This is a genomic window from Kaistia sp. MMO-174, from assembly GCF_037147815.1.
Taxonomy (GTDB): Bacteria; Pseudomonadota; Alphaproteobacteria; order Rhizobiales; family Kaistiaceae; genus Kaistia; species Kaistia nematophila.
Map to the genome: position 1 here is coordinate 37921 of NZ_JBBCUO010000005.1, position 15708 is coordinate 53628.

At 68.1% G+C, this 15708-nt stretch carries 14 protein-coding genes; 11 read left to right on the forward strand and 3 right to left on the reverse strand.

Annotated features, from left to right (window positions below):
• Positions 1 to 126 precede the first annotated feature (126 nt).
• From WFK98_RS18035 to WFK98_RS18065, 7 genes are all read left to right on the forward strand, one after another.
• A complete protein-coding gene (locus WFK98_RS18035) occupies positions 127 to 1308 on the forward strand; it encodes an aminotransferase class I/II-fold pyridoxal phosphate-dependent enzyme (RefSeq protein WP_336801206.1) in 1182 nt (393 codons plus the stop codon).
• A 170-nt stretch (positions 1309 to 1478) separates the two neighbouring features.
• The gene (locus WFK98_RS18040; RefSeq protein WP_442907453.1) at positions 1479 to 4049 is read left to right on the forward strand and encodes a DNA translocase FtsK 4TM domain-containing protein; all 2571 of its coding nucleotides are present in this window, start codon (positions 1479 to 1481) and stop codon (positions 4047 to 4049) included.
• A 156-nt stretch (positions 4050 to 4205) separates the two neighbouring features.
• Positions 4206 to 4880, forward strand: a complete 675-nt coding sequence (locus tag WFK98_RS18045; RefSeq protein ID WP_266336591.1) for a LolA family protein — start codon at positions 4206 to 4208, stop codon at positions 4878 to 4880.
• 384 nt (positions 4881 to 5264) lie between these two features.
• Positions 5265 to 6068, forward strand: a complete 804-nt coding sequence (xth, locus tag WFK98_RS18050) for an exodeoxyribonuclease III (RefSeq protein ID WP_336801208.1) — start codon at positions 5265 to 5267, stop codon at positions 6066 to 6068.
• Between the two features lie 207 nt (positions 6069 to 6275).
• Complete coding sequence (locus WFK98_RS18055) at positions 6276 to 6683, forward strand: ArsR/SmtB family transcription factor (protein WP_336801209.1); 408 nt, start codon at positions 6276 to 6278, stop codon at positions 6681 to 6683.
• Positions 6680 to 7249: an SRPBCC family protein gene (locus WFK98_RS18060; RefSeq protein WP_336801210.1), complete on the forward strand. Its 570-nt coding sequence runs from the start codon at positions 6680 to 6682 to the stop codon at positions 7247 to 7249. The genes WFK98_RS18055 and WFK98_RS18060 overlap by 4 nt, the downstream gene beginning before the upstream one ends.
• Positions 7250 to 7313: 64 nt before the next feature.
• Complete coding sequence (locus tag WFK98_RS18065) at positions 7314 to 8111, forward strand: SDR family NAD(P)-dependent oxidoreductase (RefSeq protein ID WP_336801211.1); 798 nt, start codon at positions 7314 to 7316, stop codon at positions 8109 to 8111.
• Positions 8112 to 8123: 12 nt separating this feature from the next.
• Here the strand turns inward: WFK98_RS18065 and WFK98_RS18070 are convergent, their stop codons facing one another.
• Together WFK98_RS18070 and WFK98_RS18075 are read right to left on the reverse strand one after the other, a co-directional pair.
• Positions 8124 to 8603: a cyclic nucleotide-binding domain-containing protein gene (locus tag WFK98_RS18070; RefSeq protein ID WP_266336596.1), complete on the reverse strand. Its 480-nt coding sequence runs from the start codon at positions 8601 to 8603 to the stop codon at positions 8124 to 8126.
• Positions 8604 to 8655: 52 nt separating this feature from the next.
• Positions 8656 to 9339: a response regulator transcription factor gene (locus WFK98_RS18075; protein WP_266333909.1), complete on the reverse strand. Its 684-nt coding sequence runs from the start codon at positions 9337 to 9339 to the stop codon at positions 8656 to 8658.
• Positions 9340 to 9490: 151 nt separating this feature from the next.
• On the opposite strand from WFK98_RS18075, the gene WFK98_RS18080 reads away from it, so the two are divergent.
• Complete coding sequence (locus WFK98_RS18080) at positions 9491 to 10042, forward strand: L,D-transpeptidase family protein (protein ID WP_336801212.1); 552 nt, start codon at positions 9491 to 9493, stop codon at positions 10040 to 10042.
• A gap of 353 nt (positions 10043 to 10395) precedes the next feature.
• Here the strand turns inward: WFK98_RS18080 and WFK98_RS18085 are convergent, their stop codons facing one another.
• Entirely contained in the window at positions 10396 to 11115 is a 720-nt protein-coding gene (locus tag WFK98_RS18085) for a YggS family pyridoxal phosphate-dependent enzyme (RefSeq protein ID WP_336801213.1), read from the reverse strand.
• 293 nt (positions 11116 to 11408) lie between these two features.
• On the opposite strand from WFK98_RS18085, the gene leuS reads away from it, so the two are divergent.
• The 3 genes from leuS to holA are packed head-to-tail and all read left to right on the forward strand — an operon-like array spanning position 11409 to position 15635.
• Positions 11409 to 14030 (forward strand): leucine--tRNA ligase, encoded by a 2622-nt coding sequence (gene leuS / locus WFK98_RS18090; protein WP_336801214.1) that lies wholly within the window; start codon positions 11409 to 11411, stop codon positions 14028 to 14030.
• The gene (gene lptE, locus WFK98_RS18095) at positions 14017 to 14583 is read left to right on the forward strand and encodes an LPS assembly lipoprotein LptE (RefSeq protein WP_266336600.1); all 567 of its coding nucleotides are present in this window, start codon (positions 14017 to 14019) and stop codon (positions 14581 to 14583) included. The genes leuS and lptE overlap by 14 nt, the downstream gene beginning before the upstream one ends.
• A 20-nt stretch (positions 14584 to 14603) precedes the next feature.
• A complete protein-coding gene (gene holA / locus WFK98_RS18100) occupies positions 14604 to 15635 on the forward strand; it encodes a DNA polymerase III subunit delta (RefSeq protein WP_336801215.1) in 1032 nt (343 codons plus the stop codon).
• Positions 15636 to 15708: the final 73 nt, after the last annotated feature.

Below are 15708 nucleotides of genomic sequence, written 5' to 3' on the forward strand. Positions count from 1 at the left end.
CAGAGCGACGAGACCCCGGCCCCGCGGCCGGGGTCTTTTTTTGGCCATGCCGGCCATGGTTAAAGCGGGCTTAACCAACGGCCACTACGGTGGTTTCCTCGGACCCCAGATACAAGGATCGGCGCCATGCTCGGCCCGACGAGCACCAGAAAATCGACCTCGCCCTTCGCCCGCCTGAATGAACAGCTGGCCGGCGTCGAACCTGGCATGCCGGCGATCAACCTCACCATCGGCGAACCGCAGCACCCGATCCCGTCCTTCGTGGCGCCGGTGATCGCGGAAAACGTCGCCCTGTTCGGCCGCTATCCGCCGATCCGCGGCACCGACGCGTTCCGACAGACCATCGCCGGCTGGCTCGACCAGCGCTACGGCCTCACGGCCCGCATCGATCCCGAGCGCATGGTGCTGCCGCTGAACGGCTCGCGCGAGGGGCTGACGCTCGCCGCGCTGAGCGCCCGCCAGCGCCGGCCGGACATCGAGACGCCGGTCGTGCTGCTGCCGAACCCGTTCTACCAGGCCTATGCCGCCGGCGCCGAAGTCGCCGGGGCGGAGGTGGTGCTGCTCGGCTCCGGCCGCGACGGCTCGTTCCCGGATCTCGGCCGCGTCGACGAAGCGGTGCTCGCCCGCACCATCGCCGTCTACGTCGCCTCGCCGACCGCGCCGCAGGGCGACGTCGCCACGCTGGCCGACTGGACGCAGGTGATCCAGATCGCCCGCGCGCATGATTTCATGGTGTTCGCCGACGAGTGCTATTCCGAAATCTACCGCGACGCGCCGCCGCCCGGCGTGCTGCAGGCGGCCGATAGCCTCGGCGCCGGCTATGGCAACATCCTGACCTTCCATTCGCTGTCGAAGCGCTCCAACCTGCCGGGCCTGCGCTGCGGCTTCGTCGCCGGCGACCCCGATTTCCTCGACAACTGGCAGCGCTTCCGCAACGTGGCGGCGCCGCAGGTGCCGGGCCCGATCCAGGCCGTGGCCGTCGCCGCCTATTCGGACGAGAGCCACGTCGCCGAGAACCGCGCCCTCTACAACGCCAAATACGACGCCGCGCTGCAGACGCTGGGACCGAAGGTCCGCGCCAGCCGGCCGGAAGGCGGCTTCTTCCTCTGGCTCGAGGTCGGCGACGGCGTCGCGGCGGCGGACCGGCTCTGGCGCGAGGCGGGCGTGCGCACCATTCCCGGCGAGTATCTGTCGCTGCCGCTGCCGGACGGCAGCAATCCCGGCGCGCCCTATATCCGCGTCGCCATGGTGCAGGATCTCGCGATCACCCAGGAAGCGCTGACCCGGATGGCGGGGGTGCTTGGCTGAGCGCCGCGATGCGCGACGAATACCGGCCCGCGTGACGACGACGCGGCCATGCATGAAAGGGAGCATCGACGGGCATCGGCCCGACAGCTCCGGCGAAGGAGGCAGCGCGGCGATGGCCCGGCAATGTCGGACCATCGGCGCGCCAGATGCGCAAAGGACATGAGCGGACAATGCGTTCGACACGATCGGTTACAATGCCCATGCCCGCCGAGGACGAAGGCGGGATGAGCCGCCTCGTCCGCCGCCATCTCGGACAATTGCTCGGCCTGGCGCTCATCGCCGCCATCGCCGCCACCGCGACGGCGCTCGCCACCTGGACGGTCGACGATCCCTCGCTTTCCTATGCGGTGAGCAAGCCGGCCGCCAACATGCTCGGCCTGCCGGGCGCGATCATCGCCGACCTCCTGATGCAGTTCCTCGGCCTCGCCGTCTCGGTGCTGCTGCTGCCGGCGGTGGTCTGGGGCTGGCGCTGCCTGTTCGGCGGCCGCCCCTTCCGCAAGACGATGCTGCTCTCCTGGCTCGGCGCCAGCGCCTTCGCCGCGGCGGTGATGGCGCTGATGCCGGTCACGCCGAAATGGCCGCTGCCGACCGGCATGGGCGGCGTCATCGGCGACATCCTCGCCCGCCTGCCGGCGCTCGTCGTCGGCACGCCCGTCAGCGCCAACGCCACGCTCGTCTCCGCCGCGTTCTTCGCCATCGTCGCCGTCGTCCTGTTCCTGCACGCCACCGGCTTCATCCGCTTCGGCCGCGAGGAAGAGGAACGGCCGCAGGCCCGCGAAACCGCCCGCGCCGCACCGGCCAGGCGCCCGCGCCGCGACGAGGATTTCGATGCCGACGACCTGATGGGCGAGGAGGAGCGGACGAGCTTCCTGGCCGTGCCGCTCGGCGCCATGGCCCATTTCGGCTATTCGGCCAAGGCGAGCCTGGCGCGCCTGTTCGGTCGCGGCGAGGCCGGCAAGGCCGTGCGCAGGAGCGACCCGGACCTTGAAGACGTTCGAGGCGGCCGGGTCGAGCCACGCATGGCGGGCCAGGCGGCCGGCCAGGCCGGCGGCCGCGTCCGCACCGCCCCGCTCGACGACGCCGAGGACGACTGGTCCGGCGACGACGAGGACGAGCTGCCGCCGCCGGCGCCCACCGGCCGCGCCGCCCAGCCCGCGGCGCGCGCGAAACCCGGCAAGCGCCAGACCCGCGACGTGCAGCCGACGCGCGGCCAGAACGACGTTTTCGAACTGCCGACGCTCGACTTCCTGACCGCGCCGCGCGCCGTCGATCCGCGCACCAAGATCAACACCGAGGCGCTGGAGCAGAACGCCCGTGTGCTCGAAGGCGTACTCGACGATTTCGGCATTCGCGGCGACATCATCAATGTCCGCCCCGGCCCGGTCGTGACGCTCTACGAACTGGAGCCGGCGCCCGGCATCAAGTCGTCGCGCGTCATCGGCCTTGCCGACGACATCGCCCGCTCGATGAGCGCGATCGCCGCGCGCGTCGCCGTCATTCCCGGCAAGAACGCCATCGGCATCGAGCTGCCGAACGCCCGCCGCGAAATGGTGTTCCTGCGCGAGATGCTGGCCGCCGAGGATTTCGAGAACTCCAAGGCGCGGCTGCCGATCAGCCTCGGCAAGACGATCGGCGGCGAGCCCGTCGTCGTCGACCTCTCGCGCATGCCGCATCTGCTCGTCGCCGGCACCACCGGCTCCGGCAAGTCGGTCGCCATCAACACCATGATCCTGTCGCTGCTCTACCGGCTGACGCCGGAGGAATGCCGGCTGATCATGATCGACCCGAAGATGCTGGAGCTCTCCATCTATGACGGCATCCCGCATCTCCTGACCCCGGTCGTCACCGACCCGAAGAAGGCCGTCGTCGCGCTGAAATGGACCGTGCGCGAGATGGAGGACCGCTATCGCAAGATGTCCAAGGTCGGCGTCCGCAACATCGACGGCTACAATGCCCGCGTCGGCCAGGCGAAGGCGCGCGGCGAGATCCTGACGCGGACGATCCAGACCGGGTTCGACAAGGAGACCGGCGAGGCGATCTACGAGCAGGAAGACCTTCCGCTCGATCCGATCCCCTACATCGTCGTCATCATCGACGAGATGGCCGACCTGATGATGGTGGCCGGCAAGGACATCGAAGGCGCCGTGCAGCGGCTGGCGCAGATGGCGCGCGCCGCCGGCATCCACGTCATCATGGCGACGCAGCGCCCGTCGGTCGACGTCATCACCGGCACGATCAAGGCCAACTTCCCGACCCGCATCTCCTTCCAGGTCACGTCGAAGATCGACAGCCGCACCATTCTCGGCGAGATGGGCGCCGAGCAGCTGCTCGGCCAGGGCGACATGCTCTACATGGCCGGCGGCGGCCGCATCCAGCGCGTGCATGGCCCGTTCGTCAGCGACGAGGAAGTCGAGAAGATCGTCAACCACCTGAAGCTGCAGGGTCGTCCCGACTATCTCGACGCCATCACCGAGGACGACGGCGAGGGCGAAATGGGCGGCGATCCGGCCGCGTCGGTGCTGGGCGGCGAGGAATCGAACGACCTCTACGACAAGGCGGTCGCCGTGGTCTTGCGGGACCGGAAGGCCTCCACCAGTTATATCCAGCGTCGCCTCTCCATCGGCTACAACCGCGCCGCATCGCTGATCGAGCGCATGGAGAAGGAGGGCCTCGTCGGCCCCGCCAACCATGCCGGCAAGCGCGAGATCCTGGTCGAGGGCGAGGAAGACGGCCGCTTCTGACGTCGCGAAATCGCCATCAAGCGGAACTAGGTCGCGAGTGCCCTCGTTTTCAGCCGCCGCCTGCGGCCGGTCGGAGACGAGCGTCCGGCAGGCGCGGCAAGAGCCGCGATTGACGCAAGAACGACAAGAACGCGAGAAACGCGAACCACGCGAAGGATGCCCATCGTGACGATCGATAAAGCTGCCGGCATGACCCGGCGTCGGTTCCTGACCACCACGCTCGGCCTCGGCGCTTCGCTCGGCCTCGGCGCCATCGGCCTGCCCGGCCGCGCCGAAGCCGCCTTCAACGCCGAACAGATGGCGGCGCTGCGCAAGATCAACGCCTATTTCAACTCGATCCGCACCATGCAGGGCCGCTTCATCCAGTTCGGCCCGAACGGCGAGCAGTCGGAAGGCGTGTTCTTCCTCGCCCGCCCCGGCAAGATCCGCTTCAACTACAGCCCGCCGGTCAAGATGGACGTCGTCAGCGACGGCAACCAGGTCGCGATCCGTGACAACAAGATGATGACGCAGGACCTCTATCCGCTGAAGAAGACGCCGCTGCGCTATCTTCTCGCCGACCAGATGGACCTGACCTCGTCCAACATCGTGCGCAAGCTGATCGAGGAACCCGACCTGATCTCGCTGGTGCTGGAGCAGGATTCGGCCTTCGGCGGCGGCAGCCTGAAGCTGATCTTCGACAACAAGACCTACGAGCTGCGCCAGTGGGTCGTCACCGACGCGCAGGGCCTCGACACCTCGGTCGCCGTCTATGACGTCGAGATCGGCAAGCCGGCCGATCCGAAGCATTTCAAGATCAATTACTACCTGCCCAACAAGAGCCTGCGCTGACGGACCTGCCCCGACACGCCGGGCTCGCGACCTTGTGAACGGGCCACTGCGACGGAAATGCCACGCAGCCTTGAATTCGGTTCCGACATCCCCAAGTCTATAGACAGCGGGCCATTCCATCGATCGGTAGTGCCCCCCGTCTCGCCGAAGATGGTCCCGCGAAGCGCCGCGTCACAGACGGGCGCAAGGCGCTGAAAAGCGCAACGCCCAGCTTCCCCCCCGGAGCTGGGCGTTCCTTTTTGGGCTTGCTTCTGACCGCTCCTCCCATTGTCGCCCGTCCGCCACGCCGCGCCGGCGGCGCGCGGCGGCGACGATTTTTCGTTGGCGATGCGCGGCCCGATTGCGTATTGCGGGCCTGCGGTTCTTCCGCCGCAGGGGCCTGTCATGACCATCAGCATCGCGACCTGGAACATCAATTCGGTCCGCCTCCGGATCGATCTCGTCACCGCCTTCCTGGAGGCGCATCAGCCCGATGTGCTCTGCCTGCAGGAGATCAAGTGCATCGAGGACAATTTCCCGGCCGGTGCCTTCAACAAGCTCGGCTATGTCCACCAGGCGATCCACGGCCAGAAGGGCTATCACGGTGTCGCCACCGTCTCGCGCAAGCCGTTCATCGAGACGAAGCGGCGCGGCTTCTTCGGCAAGGAGGATGCCCGCCACATCTCCGTCTCGCTGACCGACCGCGAGCTGCCGATCACGCTGCACAATTTCTACATCCCGGCCGGCGGCGACGAGCCGGATCCCGCGATCAACGACAAGTTCGCCCACAAGCTCGGCTTCCTGGAAGAGATGAAGAGCTGGCTGACCGGCGCCGAGACCAGCGGCCCCGCCATCCTCGTCGGCGACCTGAACATCGCGCCCTATGAGCACGACGTCTGGTCGCACAAGCAGCTGCTCGACGTCGTCAGCCACACGCCGGTCGAGACGAAGTTGCTGGAAGAGGTGCGCGAGGCCGGCGGCTGGATCGACGCCATGCGCCGGTTCGTTCCGATGGACGAGAAGCTCTACACATGGTGGAGCTACCGGGCCAAGGATTGGGAGACTTCCAATCGCGGCCGCCGCCTCGACCATGTCTGGGTCACGCCGCCGCTCAGCGCCCGCCTGCAGGGCATCAAGGTGCTGACCGAGGCGCGCGGCTGGAACAAGCCGTCCGACCACGTCCCGGTCATCGCCCGCCTCGCGGTCTGAGGCGGCGCAGTCTATCGGCGCGGCCGCAGGCCGGCGGGTGAGGGGTTCAGCCCTCACCGGATAGCCCAGCCCCCCCTCACCCGGAGCTTCGCTCCGACCTCTCCCCATGGGAGAGGTGAAAGGGTGAGGCCGCCCCCCCGGACCGCCTGCGCCAAAACATTATACCGATCGGTTGACTGTCAGCGGTGATGCGCTATATTCAACTACATGGTTGAACATAGCGCATTCCCCCTCGACGACGTCTTCCATGCCCTGGCCGATCCGACGCGGCGGGCGATGGTGGCGCGCCTGTCGCAATCGGAGCAGACGGTCGGCGAGCTGGCGGCGCCGTTCGCGATCACGCTGGCCGCCGCCTCCAAGCACATCAAGGTGCTGGAGCGGGCCGGCCTCGTCGCCCGCACCGTCACCGGCCGCACGCATGTCTGCCGGCTCGACGCCGCGCCGCTGCATGCCGGCATGGAATGGATGCGCCACTACGAACGGTTCTGGCAGCGCGGCCTCGACACGCTCGAAGGCCTGCTCGTCGCCGAGGACGCCAAACGGAAAGACAAGGATCACGGGACGGGGGCCGACCCAGACCCGAAGCGGGACGACAGCGAAGGAGTCCAGTCATGACCATGCTTGACCAGGCCGTATCCGGCGAAACCCTGTTCGGCCAATTGATCGCCAAGGACGCCGTGCGCATCGAACGATGGATGCCCGGACCGATCGAACGCCTCTGGAGCTACTGGATCGATCCGGACAAGCGCCGCACCTGGTTCGGTGCCGGCGAGATCGAGCCGCGCGCCGGCGGCCATGTCGCCATCGAGATCCGCAACGGCGACCTCTCCGACGCCGGCGACCTGCCGCCGCCGAAATATGCCGAGCATGGCAACGAGGGCCGGATCATCGGCCATGTCACCGTCTGCGAGCCGCCGCGCCTGTTCGGGTTCCGCTGGCAGCACGGGCCGGGGCTCGAATCCGACGTGCGCGTCGAGATGGAGCCGAGCGGCGACAAGGTGCTGCTGCGCCTGACCCATACCCGCCTGCCGTCGCGCGCGGCGCTGGTCAGCGTTTCGGCCGGATGGCAGACCCATCTCGGCATTCTCGAGGCCAACCTCGCCGGCGAGGCGCCGAAGAGCTTCTGGCGCACCATGACCCGGCTCGACGCCGCCTATGAGCGGCAGATCCCGGCCTGGTAGCGACGCACCGCACGCACCACTCGATTCCAGACTTGCATTTTCCCTACCAGCCAGGGAGGCTGTCATGCTGCTCAAAGACAAGATCGCCGTCATCTATGGCGGCGGCGGCGCCATCGGCGGAGCCACCGCCCGCGCCTTTGCCCGCGAGGGGGCCGAGATCTTCCTCGCCGGCCGCACGCTCGAACGGCTCGAGCGGGTCGCCGCCGACATCCGCGCCGAAGGCGGCCGGGCCAGCGTCGACGTCGTCGACGCGCAGGACCAGGACGCCGTGGACGCGCATGCCGGCCGGGTCGCCAGACGCGCGGGCGGCATCGACATCGCGCTCAATGCGGTCAGCGTCGTGCATACCCAGGGCCTGCCGATGGCCGATGTCGGCGTCGACCAGTTCCTGCACGTCATCAACGCCAATGCCCGCACCAATTACGTCACGGCAAAGGCCGTGGCGCCGCACATGGCCGAAAGGGGTGGCGGCGTCATCCTGACGCTGACGGCGCCGGGCTCGCGCATCACCAGCCCCGGCTTCCTCGGCCACGGCGTCGCCTGCAGCGCGGTCGAGACCTTTTCGCGCCTGCTCGCGGTGGAGCTCGGCCATCGCGGCATCCGCGTCATCTGCCTGCGCTCGGACGCCATTCCCGACGCGGTGCCACTTTCCTATACGCAGGGGCTGTTCGACGACATGACCCGCCGCTTCGGCACCACGACCGAGGCCTGGCTGGAGACGCATGCGAAACAGGACACGCTGCTCGGCCGGCTGCCGCGGCTGGACCAGGTGGCCGACTATGCCGCCTTCGTCGCCTCCGACCGCGCCGGCGCCATGACCGGCGCGCTGGCGAACCTGACCTGCGGCTCGGTGCTCGACTGAGGAAACAGCGGCCTACTGGGTCGGCGCGGCGAACCGCACGGCGTCGAGCCGGCCTTCCAGCCCGCCCAGCTCGTTGACGGTTTCCATCAGCTGGTCGGCGATGCGGGTGTGCATCCGCGCCGCCACGTCCGGATATTCGGTCAGGATGCGGCGCATCAGCGTCCGGTCGATCTCGATCACCAGCGCCTCGCCGACGGCGGTCGCCGTCGCCGGCCGGCGCGTCTCAATGAACAGCGCCATCTCGCCCAGCAGCGTGCCCGGCCCGTAGACGCCGAGCCGGTGGTGGTCCTCGCCATGGCCCTCGGAAAGCTCGATCTCACCCGACATCACGATGAAGCCGGAGAGCGCCTTGCTGTCGGCGCGGAACAGCACCCGCCCGGCCGGCAACTCCAGCCGCGTGGCGCTGAAGGCGATCAGCCGCAGATGGTCGTTCGCCAGCTCCGCGAAGAGCGGCACCGTCGAGAGGAGTGCGATATCCTGTTCAAGCGTCACACCGTTATCCCTGCCCCGGGGCCACGAACGAAGCAGCCACGCCGGAACTGTATCATGGAACCAGCTTGTATCCGCCCGCTTCCGTGACGAGCAGTTCCGCAATCGACGGCTCGCGCTCGATTTTCTGCCTGAGACGATAGATATGGGTTTCCAGCGTGTGCGTCGTCACGCCGGAATTATATCCCCAGACTTCGTGCAGCAGGATGTCGCGGCCGACGACCTTCTCGCCGGCGCGGTAGAGGAACTTCAGGATCGACGTCTCCTTTTCGGTGAGACGGATCTTCTGCCCGCGCTCGTCGAGCATCAGCTTGGCGCTGGGGCGGAAGGTGTAGCGGCCGATCGAGAAGGTGGCGTCCTCGCTCTGCTCGAACTGGCGCAGCTGGGCGCGGATGCGCGCCAGAAGCACCGCGAAGCGGAACGGCTTGGTCACATAGTCGTTGGCGCCGGCCTCGAGGCCCAAAATGGTGTCGGATTCCGAATCCTGGCCCGTCAGCATGATGATCGGACCCTTGAAGCCGCCCTTGCGCAGCAGCTTCACCGCCTCGCGGCCGTCCATGTCGGGCAGGCCCACATCCATGATGAGAAGGTCGGTCGGCTCCGCCCGGGCGCGCTGGACGCCCTTGGTGGCCGTGGCTTCGTCCATCAGCTCGAATTCTTCGTAGAGCGACAATTGCTCCACAAGGCTTTCGCGCAGCAGATCATCGTCATCAACAACCAGAATTCGCCGTGCGGCCATGGCTCTTGCCCCTGACGGTTCTTCGGATTTCGAGAGAAGACCCGAAGCTTCTTCTGAATCGCTGGCGTAAGGTTTAGACCCCAATCATGGCGCGATGCAAGAAGCGCCCCGTTTCGCCGGTTAAGCCGGCCTTCGCCTCGGGAAAGCCTGGATGCAGAAATCCCTCCGCCCCGCTCCCGGCGCCAGCAGCCAGACGCTTTTCGTTCACGTCCGCCCCGGCGCGCCGACGAAGGGAATCCTCCGTCTTGGCGACCGCCGCTTCCCCTGCGCGCTTGGCCGCTCCGGCGTCACCCACGCCAAGCGCGAGGGCGACGGCGCCACCCCGGCCGGCCGCTACGCGATCGTCGACATCCGCTACCGAGCCGACCGCATCCGCCGGCCGGCGACCCGCCTGCCGCTGCGCCCGTCGCGGCCGCTCGACGGCTGGTGCGACGCCGTCGGCGACCGCAACTACAACCGGCCGGTCCGCATGCCCTATCCGAAGAGCGCCGAGACGATGTGGCGGGCGGACCCTCTCTACGACGTCGTGGTCATCCTGGACTGGAACCTGAGCCGCCGCAGCCAGGGCCGAGGCAGCGCCATCTTCTTCCATCTCGCCCGCCCCGGCTTCCTGCCGACGGAGGGCTGCGTCGCGGTCCGCCTCGCCGACATGCGCCACATCCTGCGCCGACTGAAGCCCGGCGCGGCGATCGAGGTGCGGTAGGAGTTCTGTAAAGACCCTCACCCCAACCCTCTCCCGCGAGCGGTAGAGGGGGCGCGCTCGCGCCTGCTACAAGGTCGGCGCCAAGAAACGCGCGAAGAACGAAGCCAGACCCTCGCCGTCATCCCTGCGAAAGCAGGGATCCATGCTTCGTCGGCGATCGAGGTAAGATAGCGGCCGTGGTCACGGGCTGAGGCGCCCGCCCTCACCTCTCCCGTGGGGAGAGGTCGGAGCGTAGCTCCGGGTGAGGGGTTGCGGACCTCCGGGGAGGACTGAACCCCTCACCCGCCGGCCTGCGGCCGTCGACCTCTCCCCATGGGAGAGGTGCAAGACCCGGCTCAGGTGCAGCGGAAAGCTCAGCCCGCGGCGGGCTCTTCCGGCGTCGCCGGCGCGATCGGCGGGCGCGAGCCAAAAATGGCGCCGCCAACGCGCACATAGGTCGCGCCGAAGGCGATCGCGGTGTCGAAATCGCCGCTCATGCCCATGGAAAGTTCGGAAACGCCGATCTCGGCCGCCATCTTGGCGAGCAGGGCGAAGTGCGGGCCGGCCGCCTCGCCGGCTGGCGGGATGCACATCAATCCGCCGATGGCCAGCCCGTGCACGGTGCGGCAGCGCTCGACGAATTCGGCCGCCTCGCGCGGCGCGATGCCGGCCTTCTGCGGTTCCAGCCCGGTATTCACCTGCACGAAGAGCTGCGGCTTGCGGCCCTGCTTCGCGATCTCGTCCGCCAGCGCGCCGGCGATCTTGTCGCGATCGACGGTATGAATGGCGTCGAACAGCGCCACCGCTTCCTTCGCCTTGTTGGACTGCAACGGCCCGATCAGGTGCAGCTCTATGTCATCGGCCATCTCGCGCAGCAGCGGCCACTTCGCCTGCGCCTCCTGAACGCGGTTCTCGCCGAAGCGGCGCTGGCCGGCGGCGATGACGGGACGGATCTCGTCGACGCCGAACGTCTTCGACACGGCAATCAGCCGGGCCGATCCTGGAGCGCGACCGGACTGCGCTTCCCTCGCCTCGACGCGGGCGAGGACGGAGGCAAGACGGGACTGGACGGTATCGGGCGCTGGATCGGGCATGTCGCCTCCGGACTGGAGCGTTTCGAGCAAGATAGGGTTCGCGCGCAAGGGCGAAACGGATGCTGGGTCGGGCCTCGCTTCAGGGAAACGACGTTCAGACCGGAGCTGATGCTGCGCCTAGCATGCTGGACCGCCGCGCTCAACCGAACGGCGGCGCGCAGAGGCCCGCCGACCGCCCCGGATCGGCCTGCGGCAGCGATAGCGGTTGACCGGGCGGCGTGTTTCTGGTGAAGGTCGCACCCTGCTCCGGCGGCGTGAAGCCGCCCTTTTCCCACTCCTTTCGACGACGGACCATGGCCACAGAACGCTACAACCCTCGTGACGCCGAACCGCGCTGGCAGCGTGCCTGGGCCGAGCAGGGCATTTTCGAGACGAAGAACGACGACCCGCGTCCGAAATACTATGTGCTGGAAATGTTCCCCTATCCGTCGGGACGCATCCATATCGGCCATGGCCGCAACTATGTGATGGGCGACGTGGTGGCCCGCTTCAAGAGGAAGAAGGGCTTCAACGTCCTGCATCCGATGGGCTGGGACGCCTTCGGCCTGCCGGCCGAGAACGCCGCCATCGAGCGCAACAGCCATCCGAAGATCTGGACTTACGAGAACATCGAGACGATGAAGGGCCAGCTGAAGCTGCTCGGCCTCTCGCTCGACTGGAGCCGCGAGATCGCCACCTGCGATCCCTCCTATTATGCCGAGCAGCAGCGCATCTTCACCGACCTGCATGCCGCCGGCCTCGTCTATCGCAAGGAGAGCGAGGTCAACTGGGACCCGATCGACAACACAGTGCTCGCCAACGAGCAGGTGATCGACGGTCGCGGCTGGCGCTCCGGCGCGCTGGTCGAGCGGCGCAAGCTGTCGCAGTGGTTCTTCAAGATCACCGATTTCGCCGAGGAGCTGCTCGGCGCGCTGGACGGTCTCGACCGCTGGCCGGACAAGGTCCGGCTGATGCAGAAGAACTGGATCGGCCGCTCCGAGGGCCTGATGGTCCGCTTCGGCCTCGACGCCATTTCCGCCCCGCAGGGCGAGACCGAGATCGAGGTCTACACGACCCGTCCGGACACGCTCTATGGCGCCTCCTTCGTCGCCATCGCCGCCAACCATCCGCTCGCCGCCAAGCTCGCCGAGAGCAATCCGACGCTCGCCGACTTCATCGTCGAATGCGGCCGCACCGGCACCTCGGCCGAAGCGATCGAGACGCAGGAGAAGAAGGGCTTCGATACCGGAATCCGCGCCAAGCACCCGCTGGTGCCGGGCTGGTACCTGCCCGTCTACGTCGCCAACTTCATCCTGATGGATTATGGCACCGGCGCCGTCTTCGGCTGCCCGGCGCATGATCAGCGCGACCTCGACTTCGCCCGCAAATACGATCTCCCGGTCAAGGCCGTGGTGCTGCCGGAAGGCGCCGACGCGCTCTCCTTCGAGGTCGGCGACGTCGCCTATACCGATGACGGCACGCTGTTCCGTTCCGATTTCATGAACGGCATGACCATCCCCGAGGCGAAGGAAGCGGTGGCGCTGCGCCTGGAAGGCCAGGTTCTGGGCAACGCGCCCCAGGCCAAGCGCCAGGTGAACTTCCGCCTGCGCGACTGGGGCATCTCGCGCCAGCGCTACTGGGGCTGCCCGATCCCGATCATCCATTGCCCGAGCTGCGGCCCGGTCGCGGTGCCGAAGCAGGACCTGCCGGTCAGGCTGCCGGAAGACGTCACCTTCGACCAGCCCGGCAACCCGCTCGACCGTCACCCGACCTGGAAGCACGTCAAGTGCCCGCACTGCGGCGAGCCGGCGGTCCGCGAGACGGACACGATGGACACCTTCGTCGACTCGTCCTGGTATTTCGCCCGCTTCGCCAGCGCGCCCGGCGAGGCGCCGCTCTCGAAGGACGCGGTCGATCACTGGCTGCCGGTCGACCAGTATATCGGCGGCATCGAGCACGCGATCCTGCACCTTCTCTATTCGCGCTTCTTCACCCGCGCGCTCGAGCGCACCGGCCGTGTCTCGGTGACGGAGCCCTTCGCGGGCCTGTTCACCCAGGGCATGATCGTGCACGAGACCTACAAGGACCAGAACGGCAAGTGGCTGTTCCCCGAAGAGGTCGAGAAGCGCGCCGACGGCACGGCAGTCAAGGTCGGCACCGATGAGCTGGTGACGGTCGGCCCGCCGGAGAAGATGTCGAAGTCGAAGAAGAACGTCGTGCCGCCGGAAGTGGTGGCCGAGACCTACGGCGTCGACTGCGCCCGCTGGTTCATGCTCTCCGACACGCCGCCCGAGCGCGACAGCGAATGGACGGAAGCCGGCATCGAGGGCGCCTGGCGCTTCACCCAGCGCATCTGGCGCCTGGTCGGCGACGCGGTCGAGCTTTCCGAGGCGGGCCAGGCCCGGCCGGAGACCTTCGGCGCCGAGGCCAATGCGCTGCGGCGCGCCAGCCACAAGCTGGCCGCGAATGTCGAGGACGACATCGACCGGCTGCGCTTCAACGTCGCCGTCGCCCGCATCCACGGCTTCGCCAACGTCTTCGGCGATGCGATCGGCGCCGCCCGCAAGGCCGGCGACAAGCTGCCGGCGGACCTTGCCTACGCGCTCCGCGAAGCGGCGGAGTTCCTCGTCGCCGCCATCGGCCCGATGATCCCGCACCTCGCCGAAGAGCTCTGGGTCGCGCTCGGTCGCGATGGTCTGGCCGCGCAGTCGCCCTGGCCGACCGTCGACGCGGCGCTGCTGGTCGAGGACGAGATCGTCCTGCCGATCCAGATCAACGGCAAGAAACGCGCCGAATTGACAATCTCGGCGACGGCGTCGGAAACTGACATCGAAGCGGCCGCGCTGGCGCTCGACGGCGTCGTCAAGGCGCTGGAGGGCCGTACGCCCCGCAAGATCGTCATCGTGCCGAAGAGGATCGTCAATGTCGTCGTCTGATCGCGGACTGGATTTGGCGCGCCCCTCGGGCAGCGGCCTGACGCGGCTGGTGCGGGGCGGCCTTGCCGCCCTCGCGCTCGGCGTGCTGGCGGCCGGCTGCACGGTCCAGCCAATCTACATGCCTATCGCCAGCGGCCCCAACGTCGCCGCTGACCTCTCCGCCATCCAGGTCGAGGATGTCAGCGACCGCGTCGGCCAGGAAGTCCGCAACAACCTGATCTTCGGCTTCACGGGTGGCGGCAACCCCGCCCCGCCGCGCTACGAACTGACCATGCGGGTCACCTCGGCCGACGCGCGCCTCGGCTTCGAACGCGACGAGACGGCGCCGGCCTATTCGGTGACGGTCACCGTCGCCTACCAGCTGAAGGAAATTGCCACCGGCAAGGTCATTCTCCGCTCGATCAATCGCGGCGTCGCCTCCTATGACCGCTCGAACCAGGCCTTCGCCAACCAGCGGGCCCAGATCGACGCGCAGAACCGCGCCGCCCAGTCCGTCGCCGACGATATCCAGCTGCGCCTGGCAGCGGCGCTGGCGACCGGCAAGTCGAGCTAGGCCCGGCGCCGGCCAGACGAATGGTCCAGATCAAGCCCCAGGATGCCGACCGGTTCCTAAGCCGGCCGGATCCCGGCATCCGCGTGGTGCTGCTGCATGGCAGCGACACCGGCCTCATCTCCGAGCGCGCCGCCGCCTTCGCGAAGACCGTGCTCGGCCAGAGCGACGATCCCTTCGCGCTGGTAAGGCTCGATTCCGCCGAGATCGCCTCCGACACCGGACGCCTCGCCGACGAGGCCAACACGATCGCGCTCTTCGGCGGCACCCGCGCCATCTGGGTCAAGGTGGCCGGCAACCGGCCGATCCAGTCTGCCGTCGAGGCCGTGCTCGCCAACCCGCCTCAGGACGCCTGGGTCATCCTCGAAGCCGGCGACATCAAGAAGGGCGTCGGCCTGCGCAAGGTCTGCGAGAACGCCCGCGGCGCGGCGGCGATCGCCTGCTATGCCGACAATGACGCCGCGCTCGACCGGCTGATCGATTCCGAACTGCAGCTTGCCGGGCTCAGGATGGAGCCGGAGGCGCGGCAGATGCTGCGCGGCCTGCTCGGCGCCGACCGGCTCGCCAGCCGCTCCGAGGTCGCCAAGCTCTGCCTCTACGCCCTCGGCCAGGGCTCGATCGACGCCGACGCCGTGCGCGCGGTCGTCGGCGATGCCGGCGCCTCGGCAACCGACGAGGCGGTCGACGCCGCGGCGCTCGGCGACGCTACCGGCCTCGACAAGGCCTTCCGCCGCATCCTCGGCTCCGGCACCGCCGCCTTCGTCGTCGCCAATGCGGCGCTGCGCCATTTCCAGCTGCTGCACCGGATCCGCGCCGCCGCCGACGAGGGCATGCCGCAATCGACCGCGATCGAGCGTTACGCCGGCGGCATCTTCTTCCAGCGCAAGGGCAAGCTCGAACAGCAATTGCGCAGCTGGTCGACCGAGCGGCTGCAGCAGGCGCTCGAACGGCTCGACCGCGCCATCCTCGACAGCCGCCTGAAGGCCAGCATAGCCGACGAAGTAATCAGCCAGGCGCTGCTCGCCATCGCCATGATGTCCCGCGCCCGCCGCTAGGTTTTTTGTCACTTTTTGGTTTTGTTAGCCGACCAACTATTTTGTTTGGCCGATCCTGTCCGATCCGGCCGTC